This is a genomic window from Micromonospora sp. CA-111912, from assembly GCF_050948415.1.
Classification (GTDB): Bacteria; Actinomycetota; Actinomycetes; order Mycobacteriales; family Micromonosporaceae; genus Micromonospora.
In genome coordinates this window covers 2,671,341-2,694,513 of record NZ_CP192007.1, presented here as the reverse complement: position 1 = coordinate 2,694,513, position 23,173 = coordinate 2,671,341, and the positions used below count along the sequence as shown (strand labels likewise).

At 72.6% G+C, this 23,173-nt stretch carries 24 protein-coding genes; 4 read left to right on the top strand and 20 right to left on the bottom strand.

Annotated elements, in window-relative coordinates; translation table 11 throughout:
- Positions 1–13: 13 nt before the first annotated feature.
- From metK to pyrR, 13 genes are all read right to left on the bottom strand, one after another.
- Positions 14–1,207 carry a methionine adenosyltransferase gene (metK, locus tag ACQPZO_RS11310; RefSeq protein WP_433349504.1) on the bottom strand — a complete coding sequence of 398 codons (1,194 nt, stop codon included), beginning with the start codon at positions 1,205–1,207 and terminating at the stop codon, positions 14–16.
- An 82-nt stretch (positions 1,208–1,289) separates the two neighbouring features.
- Positions 1,290–2,501, bottom strand: coding sequence for a bifunctional phosphopantothenoylcysteine decarboxylase/phosphopantothenate--cysteine ligase CoaBC (gene coaBC, locus ACQPZO_RS11305; RefSeq protein ID WP_433349502.1), 1,212 nt, complete (start codon positions 2,499–2,501; stop codon positions 1,290–1,292).
- Between the two features lie 15 nt (positions 2,502–2,516).
- Positions 2,517–2,780: a DNA-directed RNA polymerase subunit omega gene (gene rpoZ / locus ACQPZO_RS11300; protein WP_074318577.1), complete on the bottom strand. Its 264-nt coding sequence runs from the start codon at positions 2,778–2,780 to the stop codon at positions 2,517–2,519.
- Positions 2,781–2,826: 46 nt separating this feature from the next.
- Complete coding sequence (locus tag ACQPZO_RS11295; protein WP_433349500.1) at positions 2,827–3,360, bottom strand: guanylate kinase; 534 nt, start codon at positions 3,358–3,360, stop codon at positions 2,827–2,829.
- 50 nt (positions 3,361–3,410) lie between these two features.
- Positions 3,411–3,728: an integration host factor, actinobacterial type gene (gene mihF, locus ACQPZO_RS11290; protein ID WP_161691465.1), complete on the bottom strand. Its 318-nt coding sequence runs from the start codon at positions 3,726–3,728 to the stop codon at positions 3,411–3,413.
- A 179-nt stretch (positions 3,729–3,907) separates the two neighbouring features.
- Positions 3,908–4,744 (bottom strand): orotidine-5'-phosphate decarboxylase, encoded by an 837-nt coding sequence (pyrF, locus tag ACQPZO_RS11285; RefSeq protein WP_433349498.1) that lies wholly within the window; start codon positions 4,742–4,744, stop codon positions 3,908–3,910.
- A 126-nt stretch (positions 4,745–4,870) separates the two neighbouring features.
- Entirely contained in the window at positions 4,871–6,145 is a 1,275-nt protein-coding gene (locus ACQPZO_RS11280; RefSeq protein WP_433349497.1) for an adenosylmethionine--8-amino-7-oxononanoate transaminase, read from the bottom strand.
- 175 nt (positions 6,146–6,320) lie between these two features.
- Positions 6,321–7,358, bottom strand: coding sequence for a quinone-dependent dihydroorotate dehydrogenase (locus ACQPZO_RS11275; protein WP_433349495.1), 1,038 nt, complete (start codon positions 7,356–7,358; stop codon positions 6,321–6,323).
- Positions 7,359–7,488: 130 nt separating this feature from the next.
- Entirely contained in the window at positions 7,489–10,836 is a 3,348-nt protein-coding gene (gene carB, locus ACQPZO_RS11270) for a carbamoyl-phosphate synthase large subunit (protein WP_433349493.1), read from the bottom strand.
- Positions 10,829–12,013 (bottom strand): glutamine-hydrolyzing carbamoyl-phosphate synthase small subunit, encoded by a 1,185-nt coding sequence (gene carA / locus ACQPZO_RS11265; RefSeq protein ID WP_405110874.1) that lies wholly within the window; start codon positions 12,011–12,013, stop codon positions 10,829–10,831. Before carA ends, carB begins: the two co-directional genes overlap by 8 nt.
- On the bottom strand, positions 12,010–13,287 hold the full coding sequence (locus ACQPZO_RS11260) for a dihydroorotase (RefSeq protein ID WP_433349491.1): 1,278 nt from the start codon (positions 13,285–13,287) through the stop codon (positions 12,010–12,012). Before ACQPZO_RS11260 ends, carA begins: the two co-directional genes overlap by 4 nt.
- Complete coding sequence (locus ACQPZO_RS11255; RefSeq protein ID WP_433349489.1) at positions 13,284–14,210, bottom strand: aspartate carbamoyltransferase catalytic subunit; 927 nt, start codon at positions 14,208–14,210, stop codon at positions 13,284–13,286. The genes ACQPZO_RS11260 and ACQPZO_RS11255 overlap by 4 nt, the downstream gene beginning before the upstream one ends.
- Positions 14,207–14,794: a bifunctional pyr operon transcriptional regulator/uracil phosphoribosyltransferase PyrR gene (gene pyrR, locus ACQPZO_RS11250; protein ID WP_433349487.1), complete on the bottom strand. Its 588-nt coding sequence runs from the start codon at positions 14,792–14,794 to the stop codon at positions 14,207–14,209. The genes ACQPZO_RS11255 and pyrR overlap by 4 nt, the downstream gene beginning before the upstream one ends.
- A gap of 283 nt (positions 14,795–15,077) precedes the next feature.
- On the opposite strand from pyrR, the gene bldD reads away from it, so the two are divergent.
- Positions 15,078–15,566, top strand: a complete 489-nt coding sequence (gene bldD / locus ACQPZO_RS11245; RefSeq protein WP_091436620.1) for a transcriptional regulator BldD — start codon at positions 15,078–15,080, stop codon at positions 15,564–15,566.
- A gap of 79 nt (positions 15,567–15,645) precedes the next feature.
- Here bldD and nusB read toward each other — a convergent pair whose 3' ends face one another.
- Both nusB and efp read right to left on the bottom strand, forming a co-directional pair.
- Positions 15,646–16,056: a transcription antitermination factor NusB gene (gene nusB / locus ACQPZO_RS11240; protein WP_396674064.1), complete on the bottom strand. Its 411-nt coding sequence runs from the start codon at positions 16,054–16,056 to the stop codon at positions 15,646–15,648.
- A 23-nt stretch (positions 16,057–16,079) separates the two neighbouring features.
- A complete protein-coding gene (gene efp / locus ACQPZO_RS11235; RefSeq protein ID WP_396673856.1) occupies positions 16,080–16,637 on the bottom strand; it encodes an elongation factor P in 558 nt (185 codons plus the stop codon).
- A 564-nt stretch (positions 16,638–17,201) separates the two neighbouring features.
- On the opposite strand from efp, the gene ACQPZO_RS11230 reads away from it, so the two are divergent.
- Complete coding sequence (locus tag ACQPZO_RS11230) at positions 17,202–17,597, top strand: hypothetical protein (RefSeq protein ID WP_433349485.1); 396 nt, start codon at positions 17,202–17,204, stop codon at positions 17,595–17,597.
- Between the two features lie 132 nt (positions 17,598–17,729).
- Here the strand turns inward: ACQPZO_RS11230 and aroQ are convergent, their stop codons facing one another.
- Together aroQ and aroB are read right to left on the bottom strand one after the other, a co-directional pair.
- Positions 17,730–18,194: a type II 3-dehydroquinate dehydratase gene (aroQ, locus tag ACQPZO_RS11225; protein WP_433349483.1), complete on the bottom strand. Its 465-nt coding sequence runs from the start codon at positions 18,192–18,194 to the stop codon at positions 17,730–17,732.
- A complete protein-coding gene (aroB, locus tag ACQPZO_RS11220; protein WP_433349481.1) occupies positions 18,191–19,267 on the bottom strand; it encodes a 3-dehydroquinate synthase in 1,077 nt (358 codons plus the stop codon). The genes aroQ and aroB overlap by 4 nt, the downstream gene beginning before the upstream one ends.
- Before the next feature lie 165 nt (positions 19,268–19,432).
- Between aroB and ACQPZO_RS11215 the strand changes: the two genes are divergently transcribed.
- Both ACQPZO_RS11215 and ACQPZO_RS11210 read left to right on the top strand, forming a co-directional pair.
- Positions 19,433–19,987, top strand: a complete 555-nt coding sequence (locus tag ACQPZO_RS11215; RefSeq protein WP_433349480.1) for a DUF2243 domain-containing protein — start codon at positions 19,433–19,435, stop codon at positions 19,985–19,987.
- Complete coding sequence (locus ACQPZO_RS11210) at positions 19,984–20,769, top strand: cytochrome c oxidase assembly protein (protein WP_433349478.1); 786 nt, start codon at positions 19,984–19,986, stop codon at positions 20,767–20,769. The genes ACQPZO_RS11215 and ACQPZO_RS11210 overlap by 4 nt, the downstream gene beginning before the upstream one ends.
- A 24-nt stretch (positions 20,770–20,793) precedes the next feature.
- Here the strand turns inward: ACQPZO_RS11210 and ACQPZO_RS11205 are convergent, their stop codons facing one another.
- The 3 genes from ACQPZO_RS11205 to ACQPZO_RS11195 form a co-directional block, all read right to left on the bottom strand.
- Positions 20,794–21,306 (bottom strand): shikimate kinase, encoded by a 513-nt coding sequence (locus ACQPZO_RS11205; RefSeq protein ID WP_433349476.1) that lies wholly within the window; start codon positions 21,304–21,306, stop codon positions 20,794–20,796.
- Positions 21,303–22,481 carry a chorismate synthase gene (aroC, locus tag ACQPZO_RS11200; RefSeq protein WP_433349474.1) on the bottom strand — a complete coding sequence of 393 codons (1,179 nt, stop codon included), beginning with the start codon at positions 22,479–22,481 and terminating at the stop codon, positions 21,303–21,305. Before aroC ends, ACQPZO_RS11205 begins: the two co-directional genes overlap by 4 nt.
- A 238-nt stretch (positions 22,482–22,719) precedes the next feature.
- Positions 22,720–23,154, bottom strand: coding sequence for a hypothetical protein (locus ACQPZO_RS11195; protein WP_433349472.1), 435 nt, complete (start codon positions 23,152–23,154; stop codon positions 22,720–22,722).
- Between the last annotated feature and the right edge of the window lie 19 nt (positions 23,155–23,173).

The window sequence follows — 23,173 nt, the reverse complement described above, 5'->3', positions numbered from 1 at the left end:
CGCCTGGTGCCGGTCAGGCTCCCGCGGCCGACTTGAGGTCGGCGGCCCGGTCGGTGCTCTCCCAGGTCAGGTCGGGCAGTTCCCGGCCGAAGTGGCCGTACGCCGCGGTCTGCCGGTAGATCGGGCGGAGCAGGTTCAGGTCCCGGATGATGGCGGCCGGGCGCAGGTCGAAGACCTCGGACACGGCCTTCTCGATCGCGGCGACCGCCACCGTCTCGGTGCCGAACGTCTCGATGAACAGGCTCACCGGGTGGGCCTTGCCGATCGCGTACGCGACCTGCGCCTCACAGCGCTCGGCGAGGCCGGCGGCCACCACGTTCTTGGCCACCCAGCGCATCGCGTACGCCGCCGAGCGGTCCACCTTGGACGGGTCCTTGCCGGAGAACGCGCCGCCACCGTGCCGGGCGTACCCGCCGTACGTGTCGACGATGATCTTCCGACCGGTCAGGCCGGCGTCACCCATCGGGCCGCCGATCTCGAACCGCCCGGTCGGGTTGACCAGCAGCCGGTAGCCGTCGGTGTCGAGGCCGAGGCTGTCCAGCTCCGGGGCGATGACGTGGTCGCGCACGTCCGGGGTGAGCAGGGAGTCCAGCGAGATGTCGGCCGCGTGCTGGCTGGACACGACGACCGTGTTGAGCCGGACCGGGCGCAGCCCCTCGTACTCGATGGTGACCTGGGTCTTGCCGTCCGGCCGCAGGTACGGGATCGTGCCGTCCTTGCGCACCGCGGTCAGCCGGCGGGCCAGCCGGTGCGCCAGGGCGATCGGCAGCGGCATCAGCTCGGGCGTCTCCGAGCAGGCGAAGCCGAACATCATGCCCTGGTCGCCGGCGCCCTGGGCGTCCAGCGCGCTCTCCGACGAGCCGGTGCGCAGCTCCATCGCGTTGTCCACGCCCTGCGCGATGTCCGGGGACTGGGCCCCGATGGACACGCTGACGCCGCAGGAGGCCCCGTCGAAGCCCTTCTTCGAGGAGTCGTAGCCGATCTCGAGGATCGTCTCCCGGACGATCGTGGGGATGTCGGCGTATGCCTTGGTCGTCACCTCGCCGGCCACGTGCACCTGGCCGGTGGTGATCAGGGTCTCGACGGCCACCCGACTGTGCGCATCCTGGGTGAGCAGTGCGTCGAGAATGCCGTCGCTGATCTGGTCGGCGATCTTGTCCGGGTGGCCTTCCGTGACCGATTCGGACGTGAAGAGGCGGCGTGTCACGGCACTCCTAGAGTATGTGAAAAGTCGTTCCGTGGAGTGTAGTCGTCCACACTCGCACAGCACTCGATCGGTCAGGTCGCCCTCACCATGCGGACACCCCGGCCAACCGCGCCACCACGAGGTCCCAGACGCCGTCGGCGAGGTCCTCCTTGGACTGTTCGGGCAGGGTGTGCACCGCGCCGTCCGCACCGATGACGGTCGCCGCGTTGGTCTCGGCGTCGAAGACCTTGTCCGCGCCGACCTCGTTGATGACGACGAGGTCCGCCCGTTTGCGGGCGAGCTTGGCCCGGCCGTTGGCCTCCACGTCGCCGGTCTCGGCCGCGAACACCACCAGCACCTGTTCCGGTCGGCGACGCCGACCCAACTCGGCGGCGATATCCGGGTTCGTGACGAGTTCGATCGTAGGTGGCCCGGCGTCCGATTTCTTGATTTTGCCCGGTGAGTAGGTGGCGGGCCGGAAGTCGGCGGGTGCCGCCGCCATCACCACCGCGTCGGCCCCCGCGGCGGCCTTCAGGGTGGCCTCGCGCAACTCCTCGGTGGTGCCGACCCGGACCAGGTCGACGCCGGCCGGGTCGGCGAGCGTCACGTTGGCGGAGACCAGGGTGACCCGGGCGCCGCGGGCGACCGCAGCGCGGGCGAAGGCGTACCCCTGTTTGCCGGACGAGCGGTTGCCCAGGAACCGGACCGGGTCGAGCGGCTCCCGGGTGCCGCCGGCGGTCACCACCACGTGGCGGCCGGCCAGGTCGGCCGGGGCGGCCACGCCGCGGGCCAGCGCCCGCCGGGCGACGGCGAAGATCTCGGCCGGGTCCGGCAGCCGCCCCTTGCCGCTGTCGGCACCGGTGAGCCGGCCGACGGCGGGCTCGATCACCCGGACGCCCCGGGAGCGCAGCGTGGCGACGTTGGCCACGGTGGCCGCGTTCTCCCACATCTCGGTGTGCATCGCCGGGGCGAGCAGCACCGGGCAGCGGGCCGTGAGCAGGGTGTTGGTGAGCAGGTCGTCGGCGAGGCCATGGGCGGCGCGGGCGAGCAGGTCGGCGGTGGTGGGGGCGACCACCACCAGATCGGCCTGTTGCCCGAGCCGGACGTGCGGCACCTCGTGCACGTCGGACCAGACGTCGTCGGCGACCGGCTGGCCGGACAGGGCGGCCCAGGTCGGCGCCCCGACGAAGCGGAGCGCCGACGCGGTCGGCACGACGCGGACCCGGTGCCCCGACTCGGTGAACAACCGCAGCAGCTCACACGCCTTGTAGGCGGCGACGCCGCCGCCGACTCCCAGGACGATCTCGGCGGACATCGACGCGCGGCGGGACTACGGCTGGTCGGTGGGCTCGGCGGTCAGCAGGCCCCCGTTGATCTCGCGCATCGCGATGGAGAGGGGCTTCTCCTGGGGGGTGGTCTCCACCAGGGGGCCGACGTACTCCAGCAGGCCCTCGCCGAGCTGGCTGTAGTAGGCGTTGACCTGGCGGGCCCGCTTGGCGGCGAAGATCACCAGGGCGTACTTCGACGTCGTCTTCTCAAGGAGCTCGTCGATCGGCGGGTTGGTGATGCCTTCGGGGTTGGCGATGGATCCCACGAAATAACCTCTGCGTCTCTGTTACCGCGCGGACGCGGTGGGTCGCTCAACCACGCAGACGCGGTTGAGCCGGAGCCGGGAAAGAAGAACCGAGCAAGCCTACCAGCCCGTCGACCGCCCGCCCGGTCAGGTCGTGCGCCACGACGTGCTCGGCCACGGCCGCGACGGCCGGCTCCGGCCGCCAGCCGGGTGGGGCGAGCAGGACCAGTCGGGCGTCCGGGCGCGCCGCCCGGACGGCGAGCGCGCCGCGCAGGTCGAGCGGGAGCAGCACCGGCTGGCCGACGGCGAGCCGCGCGAGGACCGGCCCGGCCGGGGTACCGCGGGCGTGCGGCCCGACCCGGGTCCACTCCAGCAGCCGACCGGCGGCGATCAGCCGGTCGAACTCCGCCGGGTCGAGGAACAGCCGGTCGACGCCGTCCCGCTCACCCGCCCGACGAGGGCGGGTGGTGGCCGGCACCGGCGTCCACACCGACGGAGAACGCGCCCGGAACAGCTCGACGACACTGCCCACGCCGGCCCCGGAGGGGCCGGCCAGGACGGTGAGCCGAGCCGCCGGGCGCGCCTCGTCATCCGTTCTCACGGCTCGTTTCTACACGCTGCCGTGGTCAGGTGACGGCGAACCCGTCGTGCTCAGTTGGCGGCGAACTCGCCGAGCAGCGCCTTGCGCTGCTGCTCACCCAGGCCCCGCAGCCGGCGGCTGTCGGCGATCTTGAGCTTCTCCATGATCTGGGTGGCCCGGATCTTGCCGATACCCGGCATCGCCTGCAGAACGGCCGAAACCTTGAGCTTGCCGACGACGTCGTCGCCCTCGGCCCGCGCGAGGACGGAGGCGAGGGTGGTCTTGCCCTGCTTGAGCTGCTCCTTCAGCTCAGCACGGGCCTTGCGGATCTCCGCAGCCTTTTCGAGCGCGGCTGCGCGCTGCTCGGGGGTCAGTGACGGGAGGGGCACCAGTTCTCCTCAGGTCCCTATAGCGACGGGCGGGACGCCACGCCGCAGCTGTGAAACGTGAAGTCGCCGGGAACCAAAGGGGTCCATGGTTCCCAGCGCGGGGAAAACTAGCGTTCGCGGGCGCATTCGGCAACGTGGGCGCGCGGCGACCACGGCAAAGTGACCGAGCCTTCACTCAGTCAGGCCTCGCCGAGGGCGGCCCGGCACTCGGTCAGGACCCGGTCCGCGGCGGCTCGCAGCGCGGCCACGTCGGGCCCGGCGTGCAGCACCTCGCGGGAGTACGACGGCAGCACCGACGGCAGGCTGGAACCGAAGACCGTGCGCAGATCGGCCGCCGTGGCGCCCTGCGCGCCGAGCCCCGGAGCGAGCAGCGGACCGTGCACGGCGGAGAGGTCGTGGCCCGTGTCACCGATGGTCGCGCCGACCACCAAGCCGAAGCTGCCGAGCGGCTCGGCACCCCGGTTGAGCTGCGTAATCTCGTCGATCACCGTCTGTGCGACGGTGCGCCCGTCGGCGGTGCGGGCGCGCTGCACCGCGGCCCCCTCCGGGTTGGACGTCAGCGCCAGGACGAAGACCCCGCCGCCGTGCGTGGCGGCGAGCTCGAACATCGGCGCCAGCGACCCTACTCCCAGGTAGGGGCTCGCCGTGAGCGCGTCGACATACAGCGGGCTGGATGGATCTAGGTACGCGGCGGCGTACGCAGCGACGGTCGAACCGATGTCCCCGCGCTTGACGTCAAGCAGAACGAGCGAGCCGGAATCCCGCAACTGTCGGATAGTTGACTCCAGTACGGACACGCCGCGGGAGCCGAAGCGCTCAAAGAACGCGGACTGTGGCTTGACGACCGCGACCTGGTCGCCGAGCGCCTCCACCACGGTGCGGCTGAAGCGCTCCAACCCGTTGACGTCGTCCGACAGGCCCCACCGGGCCAGCAGCCCCGGATGCGGGTCGATGCCCACACACAACGGCCCACGCTCCGCCACCGCCCGGTGCAACCGGACCCCGAAGCTCTCCATCCGACCTCTCCCTCTCTCGATCTCTCCCCGGTGCGCGGCACCCGCCGCGCCCCGATGCGCGCCGCAACCGGCGCGGCTGACCGATCCGGGACATGCCAAGCCGGACCGGTGGGCCAACGACGCGGGTCAGCCGACCGCCACCGCGGCGGCGATCCCGGCCGCGATCCGGGCGACGTCGGCGTCGTCGGTGACGTACGGGGGCATGGTGTAGACCAGGTCGCGGAACGGCCGCAGCCAGACCCCCTGCCCCACCGCGGCGGCGGTGGCCTTCGCGAGGTCCACCTCGTGGTCGAGCTGGACCACGCCGATCGCGCCGAGCACCCGCACGTCGGCCACCCCCGGTACGCCCCGCAGCGGCTCCAGACCGGCCCGCAGGCCCGCGCCCACCCTCGACACCTCGGCGGCCCAGTCTCCGGCCCGCAGCAGCCCGATGGAGGCGTTGGCGACCGCGCAGGCGAGCGGATTGCCCATGAACGTCGGCCCGTGCGCCAGCACCCCGTCGCGGGAGATGCCCCACGCCACCTCCGCTGTGCACAGCGCGGCGGCCAGCGTCAGGTACCCACCGGTGAGCGCCTTGCCGACGCAGAGCACGTCGGGACTCACCCCGGCATGCTCGGCCGCGAACATCGTCCCGGTGCGGCCGAAGCCGGTGGCGATCTCGTCGAAGACCAGCAGCACCCCATGGGCCCGGGTCACCTCGCGCAGCACCCGCAGGTACTCCGGGTGGTGGAAGCGCATCCCACCGGCGCCCTGCACCACCGGCTCGACGATCACGGCGGCCAGCTCGTCGGCGTGCCGCCGCACGGCGTCCACCAGCGCCGCCACGTACTCCGGGTCGGGCGGGGTGTCGAAGCCGCCCGGCGGCACGGGCGCGAACACCTGCCGGGGCAGCACGTCGCCCCAGAGGTGGTGCATGCCGCCCTCGGGGTCGCAGACGCTCATCGGGTGGAACGTGTCGCCGTGGTACCCGCCCCGCCAGGTGCCCAGCCGGCGCCGCTCCGGCCGCCCGACGGCCCGCTGGTACTGCAGGCACATCTTCACCGCGACCTCGACGCTCACCGAGCCGGAGTCGCACAGGAAAACCTGTTCCAGCCCCTCCGGGGCCAGCTCGACCAGCGTGCCGGCCAGCCGCACCGCCGGCTCGTGGGTCAGCCCGCCGAACATCACGTGGCTCATCCGGCCGAGCTGGTCGGTGACGGCCGCGTCCAGCACCGGGTGCCGGTAGCCGTGAATGGCCGCCCACCAGGACGACATCCCGTCCACCAGCTCCCGGCCGTCGGCCAGCCGCAGCCGCACCCCCTGGGCGCTCTCCACCACATACGGCGCCGTGGCCGGCGGCAGCGACGCGTACGGGTGCCACACGTGCTCCCGGTCGGCGGCGAGGATCTCCTCGGGGGTCACAGGGCCCTCCTCCGTGTCCTCGCGGGCGTGTCGCGCGGACCGGCCCCGCCCCCCACGCCCCCCTTTGCGCTGCTGCCACGGAGGCAACACTCGCTGCCCGGCCGCGGGACGGCAGCCGTTGCGCCCACGGCAGCAGAGCAAAGGGGGCGGGGGGACGATGTCGCCGGGTCCCCGTTCACCGGGTGTCGGCCGGTGTTGTCACCCTGCCGGCCGTGCGGGCCACCGACCGGACCAGGGCCGGGCCCCGATAGATGAACCCGGTGTAGAGCTGGACCAGGGACGCGCCCGCGTCGAACATCCGGGCTGCGTCGTCGGGGTCGACGATGCCGCCCACCCCGACCACCGGGAGCCGCCCGCCGGTCTCCCGGTGGACGAAGGAGACCACCTCCCGTGCGCGGGCGGCCAGCGGACGGCCGGACAGGCCACCCTGCTCCGCGCCCCGCGCCCGGTCGGCCGGGGCGAGCCCGTCGCGGGCCAGGGTGGTGTTGGTGGCGATCACCCCGGCCGCGCCCCGGGCCAGGCAGACCTCCAGCAGGTCGGCGATCGCCGGTTCGGTCAGGTCCGGGGCGATCTTCACCAGCACCGGCTTCTCCCCCACCAGGGCCGCCAGCAGCGCGTCCAGGTGCGACCGGTCCTGCAACGCGCGCAGGCCCGGGGTGTTCGGCGAGGAGACGTTGACCGCGAAGTAGTCGCCGTGCCCCCGCAGCGCCCGGTAGGAGGCGAGGTAGTCCTGCACCGCCTCGTCCAGCGGGGTCACCTTGGACTTGCCCAGCGAGATCCCCAGCGGCACCCCGATCGGGCGGGGCAGCGCGGCCAGCCGGGCCGCCAGCGCCACCGCGCCGGCGTTGTTGAAGCCCATCCGGTTCACCACGGCCTCGCTGTCCCGCAGCCGGAACAGCCGGGGCCGGGGGTTGCCCGGCTGGGCGTGCGCGGTGACCGTGCCGACCTCGACGAAGCCGAAGCCCAGCGCCGGCCACGCCGGCAGCGCCGCACCGTCCTTGTCCATCCCGGCGGCCAGCCCCACGGGGTTCGGGAACTCCACCCCGAACACCGTCCGGGGCGCCCGCACGGCGTACCGGGCCCGCAGCCCGGCCAGCGCCACGGGTGACCGCGACACGGCGGCGAGCCGCCGCAGCGTCCACTCGTGCGCCGCCTCGGCATCCCCCCGGCCCACCCGGAACAACCCGGGCCGCACCACCTTCTCGAAAATCACCACGCCCTCCCCCGGATCGCACCGCCGCGTCGATCAAGAAGTTCGCGTCCGGGAACGGGCCCCGGGGCGACCGGGACCTCTTGATCAACGCCGACCGGGCGGGGGGTTGGGGTTGTGGGTCGGGGTGGGTTCATCGGGTGGCTCGGAGGGTGGCGTGCAGGTCCTGGAGGGGGCGGACCTGCATGTCGCCGCGGATGTGGGCCTCGATGCCCATCACCGCCGCCGCCGCGCCCGGGACGGTGGTGATGCAGGGGATGTCGGCCGTCACGGCGGCGCTGCGGATCTCGTAGCCGTCGGAGCGGGCGCTCGCCCCGGAGCCCTGCGGGGTGTTGACCACCAGCGCCACGTCGCCGCCGAGGATCATCGAGACCGCGTCCTCGCCCACGCCGGACTCGTAGTGCTTGCGGATCTGCTCGCAGGCGATGCCGTGCCGGCGCAGCACCTCGGCGGTGCCGGTGGTGGCGACGATCTCGAAGCCCAGGTCGGCCAAGCGCTTGATCGGGAAGATCATGCCGCGCTTGTCCCGGTTGGCCACCGAGACGAAGATCCTCCCGGCGGTCGGCAGCGACCCGTACGCGGCGGCCTGGCTCTTGGCGAAGGCGTGGCCGAAGTTCGTGTCGATGCCCATCACCTCGCCGGTGGACTTCATCTCGGGGCCGAGCAGCGAGTCGATGCCCTTGCCCGACGGGGTGCGGAACCGCTTGAACGGCAGCACCGCCTCCTTCACCGCGATCGGCGCGTCGGCCGGCATCGCCCCGCCGTCGCCGGTCGGCGGGAGCAGCCCCTCGGCGCGCAGTTCGGCGATGGTGGCGCCGAGTGCGATCCGGGCCGCCGCCTTGGCCAGCGGCACCGCCGTGGCCTTGGACACGAACGGGACCGTCCGGGACGCCCGCGGGTTCGCCTCCAACACGTACAGCACGTCGTCCTTGAGCGCGTACTGGACGTTGAGCAGGCCGCGCACCCCCACGCCCCGGGCGATCGCCTCGGTGTACCGGCGCACCTCCGTCAGGTGCGAGCCGGCCAGGGTGATCGGCGGCAGCGCGCAGGACGAGTCACCGGAGTGGATGCCGGCCTCCTCGATGTGCTCCATCACCCCGCCGAGGTACACCTCGCCGTCGGCGTCGCACAGCGCGTCCACGTCGATCTCGATGGCGTCGTCGAGGAACCGGTCGACCAGCACCGGGCGGTCCGGGGAGATCTCGGTGGCCCGGCCGATGTAGTCGCGCAGCGTCGGGTCGTCGTAGACGATCTCCATGCCCCGCCCGCCCAGCACGTACGACGGGCGGACCAGCACCGGGTAGCCGATCTCCTCGGCGATCGCCTTCGCCTCCTCGTACGAGGTGGCCATGCCGTGCGCGGGGGCGCGCAGCCCGGCCCGGGCCAGCACCGACCCGAACGCGCCGCGCTCCTCGGCCAGGTGGATCGACTCCGGCGAGGTGCCCACGACCGGCACGCCCGCGTTCTTCAGCCGCTGCGCCAGGCCCAGCGGGGTCTGCCCGCCGAGCTGCACGATCACCCCGACCACGCCCGGTCCCCCGGCCGCCCGGCCGGACGAGTCCTCGGCGTGCCAGACCTCCAGGACGTCCTCGAAGGTCAGCGGCTCGAAGTAGAGCCGGTCGGCGGTGTCGTAGTCGGTGGAGACGGTCTCCGGATTGCAGTTGACCATCACCGTCTCGTAGCCGACCGCCCTGAGCGCCATCACGGCGTGCACGCACGAGTAGTCGAACTCGATGCCCTGGCCGATCCGGTTCGGCCCGGAGCCCAGGATGAGCACCTTGGGCCGGTCCGACGGCGCGACCTCGGTCTCGGAGTCGTAGGTCGAGTAGTGGTAGGGGGTGGTCGCCTCGAACTCGGCGGCGCAGGTGTCCACCGTCTTGTAGACGGGCCGGATGTCGAGGCGATGGCGCAGCGTGCGTACCCCGTCCTCGGCGGCCAGCTCCGGACGGAGCGCGGCGAGCTGCCGGTCGGACAGACCGGCCCGCTTGGCCCGGCGCAGCAGGTCGCCGTCGAGCACCGGGGCGTCCACGATCTCCGCCCGAAGCTCCACCAGCGCCGCGATCTGATCCAGGAACCACGGGTCAATCCCGCCGGACGCGGCGGCGACCTCGGCGATCGACGCGCCGAGGCGCAGCGCCCGCTCGACGGTGTACAGCCGGCCGTCGTGCGGGACGCGCAGCGCGGCGAGGGTGTCCTCCCTCGTCGCCCCCTGCGGATCCGGCACGCTCCAGAACCCGCCTGCTTTGGTCTCCATCGAGCGCATCGCCTTGTTCAGCGCCTCGGTGAAGTTGCGCCCGAGGCTCATCGCCTCGCCCACCGACTTCATGGTGGTGGTCAGCTCCGGGTCCGCGCCGGGGAACTTCTCGAACGCGAAGCGGGGAATCTTCACCACCACGTAGTCCAGGGTCGGCTCGAACGCCGCCGGGGTCTTGTGCGTGATGTCGTTGGGGATCTCGTCGAGGGTGTAGCCGATGGCCAGCTTCGCGGCGATCTTCGCGATCGGGAAGCCGGTCGCCTTCGACGCCAGCGCCGAGGAGCGGGACACCCGGGGGTTCATCTCGATCACGACGATCCGGCCGTCGGCCGGGTTCACCGCGAACTGGATGTTGCAGCCGCCGGTGTCCACCCCGACCTCGCGCAGCACGGCGATGCCCAGGTCACGCAGGCGCTGGTACTCCCGGTCGGTCAGCGTCATGGCCGGGGCCACGGTGACGCTGTCGCCGGTGTGCACGCCCATCGGGTCGATGTTCTCGATCGAGCAGACCACCACCACGTTGTCGTTGCGGTCGCGCATGAGTTCGAGCTCGTACTCCTTCCAGCCGAGCACGCTCTCCTCGATGAGCACCTCGTGCACCGGGCTGGCGGTCAGCCCCGCCCCGGCGATCCGTGCCAGGTCGGCATCCGTGTGCGCCATGCCGGAGCCCAGGCCGCCCATGGTGAACGACGGCCGGATCACCACCGGCAGGCCCAGCTCGGCGACGGTGGCCTCGACCTCGGCCATGGAGTGGCAGACCCGGGAACGCGGCACCAGGCCGGTCGGGTCGGCGATGCCGATCCGGGCACCGGCCTTCGCCACGACGTCCTTGAAGAGCTGCCGGTCCTCGCCCCGGTTGATGGCGTCGATGTTCGCGCCGATCAGCTCCACGCCGTACTTCTCCAGCACGCCCGCGGAGTGCAGGGCGACCGCGGTGTTCAGCGCGGTCTGCCCGCCGAGGGTGGCCAGCAGGGCGTCGGGGCGTTCCTTGGCGATGACCAGCTCGACGAACTCCGGGGTGATCGGCTCGACGTACGTGGCGTCGGCGAACTCCGGGTCGGTCATGATGGTCGCCGGGTTGGAGTTGACCAGGCTGACCCGGATCCCCTCGCTGCGCAGCACCTGGCACGCCTGGGTGCCCGAGTAGTCGAACTCGCAGGCCTGCCCGATGACGATCGGCCCGGAGCCGATCACCAGGATGTGTTTGAGATCGGTCCGCTTAGGCATTCGTGCGCCCCTCGCTGTGGGTCCGGCCCTCGATGAGCTCGGCGAAGCGGTCGAAGAGGTAGTCCGCGTCGTGCGGGCCGGCCGCCGCCTCCGGGTGGTACTGGACGGTGAAGGCGGGCACGTCCCTCGCCCGCAGCCCCTCGACCACGTTGTCATTGAGGCAGACGTGCGACACCTGGACGCCGCCGAACTCGGTCTCGATCACCTGGTCGGGGACGACGGCACCCGGCGTCGGCACGGCGCCGGGCTCCTGTTCGCGGCCCGGCCAGGCGACCGCGAAGCCGTGGTTGTGGCTGGTCACCTCGACCTTGCCGGTGACCCGGTCGAGCACCGGCTGGTTGATGCCTCGGTGGCCGTAGCCGAGCTTGTACGTGCCGAAGCCCAGCGCCCGGCCGAGGATCTGGCTGCCGAAGCAGATGCCGAACAGCGGGATCCGCCGGCTCAGCACCTCCCGGGCGAGCCCGACGGGGCCGTCTGCGGTGGCCGGGTCGCCCGGACCGGGCGAGATGAACACCGCGTCCGCGCCCGTGGCGAGCAGGTCGTCGATGCTCGACGAGGCGGGCAGCACGTGGGTGGTGACCCCGCGCGCGGCGAGCCGGCGCGGCACGTTGCGCTTGATGCCGAGGTCCAGGGCGGCCACGGTGAACCGGTGCGCGCCATCGGCCTCGACCACGTACGGCTGCGGCGTGGTCACCTCGGCGGACAGGTCCGCGCCGACCATCTGCGGCGCCTGGCGGACCCGGGCCAGCAGGGCGCGCGGGTCGTCGTCGACGCTGGAGATGCCGACCCGCATCGCGCCGCGCTCGCGCAGGTGCCGGGTCAGCGCCCGGGTGTCCACCCCGCCGATGCCGACCACGCCCTCGGCGGCGAGCCGGTCCTCCAGCCCGCCGGTGGCCCGCCAGTTCGAGCCGATCCGGGCCGGGTCGCGGACCACGTACCCGGCGACCCAGATCCGGCCGGACTCGTCGTCCTCGCCGTTGACGCCGGTGTTGCCGATGTGCGGCGCGGTCTGCACCACGACCTGCCGGTGGTAGGACGGGTCGGTCAGGGTCTCCTGGTAGCCGGTCATGCCGGTGTTGAAGACCGCCTCGCCGAAGGTCTCCCCGACGCTGCCGTACGCCTCGCCGTGGAACGTGCGCCCGTCCTCAAGGACGAGAATCGCGGGACGCCTTCTCATTTAACAGCCTTTCCGTCCAGGACCGTCGGCTCGCCGCGCAGGAAGGTCGCCACGATGCGACCCGGGAGCGTCATGCGGGCGTACGGGGTGTTGCGACTGCGGCTGGCCAGCTCGGCGGGCTCGACGACCCGCCGGGCGGCCGGGTCGACCAGGGTGAGGTTGGCCGGGACGCCGGGGGCCGGGTCGAGGCCGTGGGAGTCGAGCCCGGCGATCCGGGCCGGGGCGCGGGACATCCGCTCGGCGATCAACTCCCACTGCGGGCCGAGCACGTCCAGGGCGATCGACAGCGCCGTCTCCAGCCCGAGCATGCCCGGCCGGGCGTACGCCCACTCGCACTCCTTGTCCTCCACGGCGTGCGGGGCGTGGTCGGTGGCGATGATGTCGATCACGCCCTCGGCGAGAGCGGCGCGCAGCGCGGCGATGTCGGTGGCGGTACGCAGCGGCGGGTTGACCTTGTACACCGGGTCGTACGTCTCCGCCTTGGAGTCCGTCAGCAGCAGGTGGTGCGGGGTGACCTCGGCGGTGACCCGGACGCCGCGGGCCTTGGCCTGGCGCAGCACCTCGACGCTGCCGGCCGTGGAGACGTGGCAGACGTGCAGCCGGCTGCCGACGTGCTCGGCGAGCAGCACGTCCCGGGCGATGATCGCCTCCTCGGCGACCGCCGGCCAGCCGGTCAGCCCGAGCCGGGTGGAGACCTCGCCCTCGTGCATCTGCGCGCCCTCGGTGAGCCTGGGCTCCTCGGCGTGCTGGGCGATGATCCCGTCGAACGCCTTGACGTACTCCAGGGCCCGGCGCATCAGCATCGGGTCGGCGACGCAGTGCCCGTCGTCGGAGAAGATCCGCACCTGGGCCGCCGAGTCGGCCATCGCGCCCAGCTCGGCCAGGCGCTCGCCGGCCAGGCCGACGGTGACCGCGCCGATCGGCTGCACGTCGACCAGGCCGGCCTCGCGGCCGAGCCGCCAGACCTGCTCGACCACCCCGGCGGTGTCGGCGACCGGGGAGGTGTTGGCCATCGCGCAGACCGCCGTGTACCCGCCCAGAGCCGCCGCCCGGGAGCCGGACTCGACGGTCTCGGCGTCCTCGCGGCCCGGCTCGCGCAGGTGGGTGTGCAGGTCGACCAGGCCGGGCAGGGCGACCAGCCCGGTGCCGTCGACCACGGCGGCGTCCGGCGCGCGCAGCCCCGCCCCGGTGGCGGCGACGACACCGTCGCGGATCAGCAGGTCGGTCGGCGCCGCGCCGACGACGCTCACGTTGGTGATCAGGTACGCGGTCACAGCTTGTTCCCCCCGAGCAGGAGATAGAGGACGGCCATCCGCACGGAGACCCCGTTGGCGACCTGTTCGACGATGGTGGAGCGGGGCGAGTCGGCGACCTCGGGCGTGATCTCCATGCCCCGGTTCATCGGCCCGGGGTGCATGACGATCGCGTGCTCGGGCAGCCGACGCATCCGCGGCCCGTCGAGCCCGTAGCGGCGGGCGTACTCGCGGGCGGAGGGGAAGTAGGAGTCGTTCATCCGCTCCCGCTGCACCCGCAGCATCATCACCACGTCCACGTCGGGGAGAACGACGTCGAGGTCGTAGGAGACGTCGGTGCCGGGGGCGAGGGCGGCGGCGATGTCCACCGGGATGAGGGTGGGCGGGCCGACCAGGGTGACCTTCGCGCCGAGGGTCGACAGCAGCAGCACGTTGGAGCGGGCCACCCGGGAGTGCAGCACGTCCCCGACCACCGCGACGTGCAGGCCGGCGAGCCGGCCCAGCCGGGAACGCATCGTGTACGCGTCGAGCAACGCCTGGGTGGGGTGCTCGTGGGTGCCGTCGCCGGCGTTGACCACCGACCCGTCCACCCAGTTGGCCAGCCGGTGCGGCGCGCCGGAGGCGGGGTGCCGGACGACCACCGCGTCGGCCCCCATGGCCTGGAGGGTGAGCGCGGTGTCCTTCAGGCTCTCGCCCTTGGTCACGCTGGAGCCCTTGGCCGAGAAGTTGATCACGTCGGCGCTGAGTCGCTTCGCCGCCGCCTCGAAGGAGATCCGGGTCCGGGTGGAGTCCTCGTAGAACAGGTTCACCACGGTCCGGCCGCGCAGCGCGGGCAGCTTCTTGACCTCGCGCCCGGCGACGGTGGCCATCTCGGCAGCGGTGTCCAGGATCTGGGTGGCGGTGGCGGCGTCCAGGTCGGCGCCGGAGAGCAGGTGGCGGATCATGAGGGGGGCGCCTCTCCGTACAGCCGGACCTCGTCCGCGCCGTCGGTCTCGGCGAGGGTGACCCGCACGCTCTCGGCCAACGCGGTCGGGATGTTCTTGCCGACGTAGTCGGCGCGGATGGGCAACTGCCGGTGGCCCCGGTCGACCAGGACGGCGAGCTGCACCGAGGCGGGACGGCCGACGTCGCCGAGCGCGTCGAGGGCGGCCCGGACCGTGCGGCCGGAGAACAGCACGTCGTCGACGAGGACGACCCGCTTGCCGTCGATCCCGCCGGGCGGAAGCTGGGTCGGTCCGACGGCGCGGGTGGCGTTGCGGCGCAGGTCGTCGCGGTAGAGGGTGATGTCGAGCACACCCACCGGAACGGCGACGTCCTCGAAGGTGCTGATCCGGGCGGCGAGCCGCCTAGCCAGCGGCGCGCCCCGGGTGGGGATGCCGAGCAGCACGGTGTCGGCGGCGCCCTGGGTCTTCTCCAGGATCTGGTGGGCGATGCGGTCCACCACGCGCGAGACGTCCGCTGCGGTGAGGATCACCTTCACCGAGGGTTGTCGCGGTGGCGACGGATGGGCAGCCGGTGGGTAGGCCACGGCGGACCTCCTTCCCCGCCTCACGGGACGGGTCGTTAAAGGATGTCTGGCACCTCCGGCGGACCGTGAACGGCCTGGGCCGGGGCTCCACGCCACGTTACCAGCGGTCACGGGCCCCGCCGCCGCCGGCACTGACCCCAGGATCAGGGTGGCGAATCGGGATAACTCACCCTGTGCTCCCAACAGCAGGGTCACGACCACTTGACCAGGTGTCGCAATCCCCGTACCGTCACGCTCCGTAGCGATCGCTGGGAGAACCCCGAGCAGCACTGGGAGTGTCCGAATGCCCTCTGAATACGCCAAGTCGCTGGGTGCCCGCCTGCGCTCCATCCGCCAGCAGCAGGGCCTGTCCCTGCAGGGGGTGGAGGAGAAGTCGAACGGGCGGTGGAAGGCCGTGGTGGTCGGCTCGTACGAGCGCGGTGACCGCGCCGTCACGGTGTCCCGCCTGGCCGAGCTGGCCGACTTCTACCGGGTGCCCGTCTCCGAGCTACTGCCCGACGGCAGCGGAGTGCGTCACGAGCCCACCAGCAAGATCGTGCTGGACCTGGAGCGGCTCTACGACGAGGCCTCCGAGGAGCTGGCCTACGTCGCCCGGTACGCCCGCGCCATCCAGCAGCAGCGCGGCGACTACAACGGCCGGGTGCTCTCCATCCGCGCCGACGACCTGCGTGCCCTGGCGATCGTCTACGACGCCTCGCCGTCCGGGCTGATCGAGCGCCTCACCGAGCACGGCGTGCTCGTCGCCGACCCGCGGGCGTTCTTCGCCTCCTGATCGAGGTCGACAGTCGGAAGGGCCCGTGCCGGTCGGCACGGGCCCTTCCGTCGTCGTACGGGTGCGCGACGCCGCCGGCTCAGCGGGTGGCGTACTCGGCGATCCGGCCGAGCACCCCGTTGAGGAAGCGCGGCGAATCGTCGGTCGACATCTGCCGGGCCAGTTCGACGGCCTCGCTGATCGCCACCGGGTCGTCGAGCTCGTCGACGTAGAGCAGCTCGTACACCGCGATCCGGGCCAGGTTGCGGTCGACGACCGGCATCCGGTCCAGCGTCCAGCCCTCGGCGTAGCTGGCGATCAGCTCGTCGATCCGGTCCAGGTGCGCGGCCACCCCCTCAACGAGGCCGACCGCGTACCCGAGGTGCTCCGGGTGGGGCTTCTCGATCCGCTCGAGGTAGCCGGCGAGCACCTCCACCGGAGGCCGGTTGCGCAGGTCGGCCTCGTAGAGCACGTCCAGCGCCCGCTTGCGCGCCTTGCGGCGTGCCGGCATCTGCTGCTTGGCGCCCTCGGCCATCAGGCGCGGCCGAGGTAACGGCCGTCGCGGGTGTCGACCTTGATCTTCTCGCCGGTGGTGATGAACAGCGGCACAGGCACGGTCGCGCCGGTCTCGACGGTCGCCGGCTTGTTGCCGCCGGTGGAGCGGTCGCCCTGGAGGCCCGGCTCGGTGTAGGTGACCTCCAACACGACGGAGGTCGGCAGCTCGATGTACAGCGGCACGCCCTCGTGGGTGGCGACGGTCGCCTCGGCCTCGGGGAGGAGGTAGTTTGCCGCATCCCCCACGGTGCCGTCGGGGACGGTGATCTGGTCGAACGTCTCCAGATCCATGAAGACGTAGTCCTCGCCGTCGGCGTAGAGGTACTGCATGGTGCGCTTGTCCACGGTCGCGGTCACGACCTTGGTGCCCGCGTTGAAGGTCTTGTCGACCACCTTGCCGGACAGCACGTTTTTCAGGGTGGTGCGCACGAATGCGCCACCCTTACCGGGCTTGACGTGCTGGAACTCGACGACGGACCAGAGCTCTCCGTCGAGGTTGAGTACCAGGCCGTTCTTCAGGTCGTTGGTGGAGGCCATTTCCTGCCTTGATCATCAATTGGCGGACAGACCTGGCAAGTCTACTAGGAGCCCGGTGTGAACGTTGCCTCGCCGGGACGTAGGGGAGCTGGCCTCGCTGTCCCCATGGGTTGCATTTAGGGCCTTCGCGTAGCTTATGCCGCGCATGCCCGATTTCCAAAGCGGCACCGCAGGCTGCCGCGCCAGGGCGGAAGGGATGCCCGCGAAGCGGCGCTCCTCATGCGGCCCGAGGAATCAGGTCGGCTCGGTGACTCCGCCACTCACCCGAACGCATCGAGGGAGATCCATATCACACCGAGGAAGACATCCCTGAGTAATGGTTACGTATACGGTGAGTGGCAACTCGGGGAGGGTCTTCGGGGATCCGCATGAAGGGGATTGCCAATGCATGTGCCGTTCCGGCGAAGCGCCGTGGCGCGACTCGTTGCCGCGCTCACCTCCACCCTACTCACTCTCGTCGTCACCGCAGGAACCGCTCAAGCCGCTCCGGCGCCTACCGGCTTCGCCGCACAGGCCCGAGCCCTCGGCCTTTCCGCTGACGAAGCCAGGACACTCCAGAGCCGGATGGACGCACACCTGGCCCGTTCCGGTGGCACCCAGATCTCCATCAATACCATCGAGCTGGCCGGCGTCGGGGAACTCATCGAACCGCTCCCCGGCGAGCTGTACGCCCGCAGGGTCAGCGCGTCGGGTGACGTCAGCACGATGCTGAGCTGCCTCTACCTGTACTTCTGCGCCTTCAGCGGAAGCTACTACACCGGCAGCGTCATCGACATGTACAACTGTTCGCCCTACTCGATCCCGTGGAGCAGTTCTGGTTCGTGGAAGAACAACCAATCATCCGGTACCCGGGCCAAGTTCTACAACAGCAGCGGCGGACTCCTCTTCACGACGCCGGGGGCTTCCTCGGAGGACGCCGTCTACAGCTGGAGCCCGGTCTACAACGTGGTGCCCTGTTGACAAACCCGTCCATGACCAGGTGACGAGCTAGCAGGCGAGCGCTGCGAGGCGGCATCCCGGGAGAGCCGCACCCCGGAGGGCCGGCTCGCAGCCGCGAGGGTGGTTCCAGGCACCGGTGGCGGATGCCCACGCTCAGATGACGGCCAGGTGGTGCAGGGCGAGACGGTAGCCGTCGGTGCCCAGCCCACAGATCACCCCGGTCGCCACGGCGGAGACCACCGAGTGCCGGCGGAACTCCTCGCGGGCGTGGATGTTGGAGATGTGTACCTCCACCAGGGGCCCGCGCAGCATCGCGCAGGCGTCCCGGACCGCGATCGAGTAGTGCGACCAGGCGGCCGGGTTGAGCACCACCGCCGCGCCCTCGTCGGCCGCCTCGTGCAACCAGCCGACCAGCTCGTGCTCGGCGTCGGTCTGCCGGACCACCACGTCCAGCCCCAGCTCCCGGCCGGTCTCGACGCACAGGGTCACCAGGTCGGCGTAGCTGGTCGCCCCGTACACGTCGACCTGGCGGGTGCCCAGCCGGCCCAGGTTCGGCCCGTTCAGCACGTACACCCGCGGGGTCTGCCCCTCGGCGGGGCCGCGCCGCGCCGCGCTCACCGGCTGACCTCCCCGTAGGCGGCGTGCAGCAGCTCGTCGTCCGGGCCCTCCAGGATCGTCGGGCGGGCCAGGTCGTCGAGCACCACGAACCGCAGCCGCGAGCCGCGGGTCTTCTTGTCCACCCGCATCGCGGCCAGCAGCTGCGGCCACGCGTCTGCCCGGTAGCCGGTCGGCAGCCCGAGCGCTGTGAGCACCGTGCGGTGCCGGGTTGCGGTCGCGGCGTCCAGCCGGCCGGCCAGCCGGGCCAGCTCGGCCGCGTAGACGAGGCCGACGGCGACGGCGTGCCCGTGCCGCCAGCGGTACCTCTCCACCTTCTCGATCGCGTGGGCCAGGGTGTGGCCGTAGTTGAGCACCTCACGCACCCCGGACTCGCGCAGGTCGCCGGAGACCACGTCGGCCTTGACCCGGATCGCCCGCTCGACCAGCTCCCGCACCACCGGCGAGGTCGGGTCGGTGGCCGCGGCCCGTTCCCGCTCGACCAGGTCGAGGATCACCGGGTCGGCGATGAACCCGCACTTGACCACCTCGGCCAGGCCGGCCGCCAGGTCGGCCGGCGGGAGACTGTCGAGCACCGTGAGGTCGCACAGCACCCCGACCGGCGGGTGGAAGCCGCCGACCAGGTTCTTGCCGGCCGCGGTGTTGATCCCGGTCTTGCCGCCGACGGCGGCGTCGACCATGCCGAGCAGCGAGGTCGCCACCGCCACCCAGCGCACCCCGCGCAGCCAGCAGGCCGCGACGAAGCCGGCCAGGTCGGTGACCGCGCCGCCGCCCACCCCGACCACCGCGTCGGTACGGGTGAAGCCCGCCTCGCCGAGCCGGTCCCAACACGCGGCGGCCACCTCGACGGCCTTGCCCGCCTCGGCGTCCGGCACCTCCACGGTCAGCGGGGCCATCCCGGCGGAGGCCAGGCGGGCGCAGATCGCGTCGGCCAGCCCCTTCAGCGGCGGCGCGTGCAGCACCGCCACCCGGGTCGCGTCGGGCAGTAACGTCGGGAGCGCGTCGAGCAGGTCGCGTCCCACCAGCACGTCGTACGGCCGCTCGCCGCCGACCGGAATACGGGTCACCTCGTCCATCGCCCGGCAGCCTAGTCCAGCTGGCGGGGGCCCGGCGGCGACTGTCCACTCCGTGGCGGGCCGATCGTCACCGGGGCGTGACCAGCACGGCCCGGCAGCGTTTAGCCAGGAGAAGCGGGGGGCAGCGTTCAGCACGCACCGGCCTACGAGGCGGAGGTACCCGCGATGACCACACCCAAGACCGACGACACCGACACCCGAGCGCCCGCCACGATCGACGGCGCCGACATCCGGGTGCCCGCCACCATCCTCGGCGTCGGCCTCGGCGGCTTCGCCGACGGCATCGTGCTGCACCAGGTGCTCCAGTGGCACCACATGCTCAGCAGCACCGGCAGCGACAACGTCGGGGTGAAGGCGTACCCGGCGGACACGGTGCCGGGGCTGGAGATGAACACCCTGTGGGACGGGATCTTCCACGTGGTGACCTGGGTGGCGGTGCTGGCCGGCCTGGCCCTGCTCTACTCCCGGGTGACCCGGTCCCGGGGTCGGCTGTGGCGCTCGCCCGTGCTGTGGGGCTGGGCGCTGGTCGGCTGGGGGCTGTTCAACCTCGTCGAGGGGGTCGTCGACCACCACCTGCTCGGCATCCACCACGTGCGCGGCGGCGAGTACCAGACCTGGTGGGACCTCGGGTTCCTGGCGCTCGGCGCGGCGCTGGTCGCCGCCGGCTGGCTGGTGCAGCGCCGCGGCACGGCCGTGGACCTCTGCGCCGACCGGCGGTGACCCCGGCCCACGCCGGCCACGACGCGTTCGTCCCGGGGCCTGCGCTGCTCGTACCCCTGGCGCTGTTCTGGGTCTACCTCGCCGCCGCGCTGCGGCAGCGGGGCCCGGGCGGCGGCGGGTGGCCGCACCGGCGGACGGCGGCCTTCGGCACCGGCGCGGGTCTGCTCGCGGTCGGGCTCGCCCTGCCGGCGGGCGGCTTCGCCGGGCACGCGTGGCAGCACCTGCTGATCGGCATGCTGGCGCCGCTGGGGTTGGTGCTCGGCGCGCCCGGCACCCTGCTGCTGCGCAGCGTGGACCGCCGGCGCGGCCGGGCGCTGGTCCGGCTGCTGCGCCGGCCGGCCCTGGCCGCGCTCGCCCACCCGGTCACCGGGCTGACACTGACCGCCGGCGGGCTGTACCTGCTGTACCTGACCCCGCTGTACCGGGCCACGGTGGCGCACCCGGCGGCGCACCACCTGGTGCACCTGCACTTCCTGCTCGCCGGCTGCCTGTTCACCTGGTCGGTCGCCGGGCCCGACCCCGGCCCGCACCGACCCCGGGTGCCGGTCCGGCTGGTGGTGCTCGGCGTCGCCGTCGCCGCCCACGCCGCCCTCGCCCAACTCCTGTACGCCGGGCTCGCCGTGGACGTGCCGGGGCCGCCCGAGCAGCTCCGGGCCGGGGCGACGGTCATGTACTACGGGGGCGACCTCGCGGAGATCGCCCTCGCCCTGGCGCTGCTCGCCACCTGGCGACCGGTGCGCAAGGGGCCGAGGCCGACGCGTCCGGTGGTGGCCCGTTCCTGACCTCTCCCCCCGGTGCCGGGTGGGTCAGGGCTTGACCAGGGCCGCGATCTCGGCGGCGATCTCCTCCGGGGAACGCCCGTCGGTCACCACGGTCGCGGTCGCCACCTCGGCGTAGAGCGGGCGGCGCTGGTCCATCAGGTACTTCAGCGTCGCCCGTGGGTTGATCGCCAGCAGCGGCCGGCCGGCGCCCAGCCCGACCCGCTTCACCGCGTCGGGCAGCTCGACGCTCAGGTGCACCACGGTGTGCCCGATGAGGGCGGCCCGGTTCTCCTCCGCGAGCACCGCGCCGCCGCCGAGGGCGAGCACCCCCGCGCAGGAGGCCAGCGCCGCGGCGGTGGCGGCCCGTTCGAGGGTACGGAAGTGCGCCTCCCCCTCGTCGATGAAGATCTCCGGGATCGGCTTGCCGGCCAGCTGCTCGATGTCGGCGTCGGTGTCCCGGAATTCCACCCCGAGCAGCGCGGCGAGCGCCGTCCCGACGGTGGTCTTGCCGGAGCCCGGCGACCCGACGAGGACGACCACCGGTCGCGTCTGGTTCACCGGATCACCAGGGCGTCGAGGTAGCCGGCCAGGTTCCGGCGGATCTCGGCCACCGAGTCGCCGCCGAACTTCTCCGTGGCGGCCTCGGCGAGCACGAGGGCCACCATCGCCTCGGCGACCACGGCGGCGGCCGGCACTGCGCACACGTCGGAGCGCTGGTTGATCGCCGTTGCCGGCTCCCCCGTGGTCACGTCGACGGTGGCCAAGGCCCGGTTCAGCGAGGAGATCGGCTTCATGGCCGCCTTCACCCGCAGCGGCTCGCCGGTGGTGATGCCGCCCTCCAGGCCGCCGGCCCGGTCGGTCACCCGGCGCACCCCGGTCGCGGTCGGGATGATCTCGTCGTGCGCCTCGGAGCCCCGGGAGCGGGCCTGCTGCCAGCCGTCGCCGATCTCCACGCCCTTGATCGCCTGGATGGACATCAGCGCGGTGGCGAGCCGGGCGTCGAGCTTGCGGTCCCACTGCACGTGGCTGCCCAGGCCCGGCGGCACCCCGTACGCCAGCACCTCGACCACGCCGCCGAGGGTGTCGGCGGCCTTCTTCGCGGCGTCGACCTCGGCGACCATCCGGGCGCTGGCGTCGGTGTCGAGGCAGCGCAGCGGGTCGGCGTCGATGCGCTCGGCGTCGGACGGGGTGGGCCGCAGCCCCGGCTTGACGGCGACGGGGCCCAGCTCCACCACGTGCGAGACGATCTCGATGCCGAGGGCCTGCTTGATCAGCGCCTTCGCCACGGTGCCGACGGCCACCCGGGCGGCGGTCTCCCGCGCGCTGGCCCGCTCCAGGATCGGCCGGGCGTCGGTGTGGCCGTACTTCTGCATGCCGGCCAGGTCGGCGTGGCCCGGGCGGGGGCGGGTCAGCGGCGCGTTGCGGGCCTGCTGGGCCAGCTCGTCGGGGTCCACCGGGTCGGCGGCCATCACCGTCTGCCACTTGGGCCACTCGGAGTTGCCGATCCGGACGGCCACCGGGCTGCCCAGGGTGACGCCGTGCCGGAGCCCGCCGATCACCTCGACCTCGTCCCGCTCGAACGCCATTCGGGCGCCCCGGCCGTAGCCGAGCCGGCGGCGGGCCAGCTCACCGGCGATCTCGCCGGTGGTCACCTCGATCCCGGCGGGCACGCCCTCCAGCATCGCGACGAGGGCGGGACCGTGCGATTCACCTGCAGTCAGCCAACGCAACACGTCGGCAAGTCTGTCACGACCGGGTCGCGTCCCACGGCACCGCCCGCCGTGTCCCGCCCTGCGGACGCCCCGAGACTTGGCGGCCGTTCCCCTTGGGTGACGCTCGACCGGCCACCGGATCGGGCCGCCCGAGGGCAACGACGCCCGCCGCGGCGGCGGGCGGAGCGCCGTTGGGGTGCCGCGAAACTGATCCGCGGCACCCCAACGGTGGTGAAACGCCTTCCTTTGCGAGGACAGGTCAGCCGGCGGCCATCATCCTTCGCATCTCGGGCAGGGTGTCCTGCAGGCGCCGCAGGTGCGCGGCGGCCGGGATCCAGGAGTAGACCCTTGATCCGAGCAGCGGGACGTGTTGCCCGCTACTCAGGGCCAGGACCAGGCAGTATCCGTCGAGGATCCCGCCGGGCCGACCGACACCCACGCTGGCCACCTGCGACCGATCGAACGTGCGGGTGGCGAGCGCCCGCACATCGATGACCTCCGCATCAGTGATCACCACCCGCACCCGCGCGGTCCGCCAGGCGACGAGCGCACAGGCAAGACCGGCCACCGTGCCGAGGCTGCGCCCGGACCAACCCTCGGACCCGGCCGCGTTCGCGAACGACACGATCGCGAGGACGACCAGCAGCCCAACCTTGTAAGGCCGCTCCGGCGAGCAGATGTTCCTCGTCGTCACCTTCGCCCAACCTCCAGCA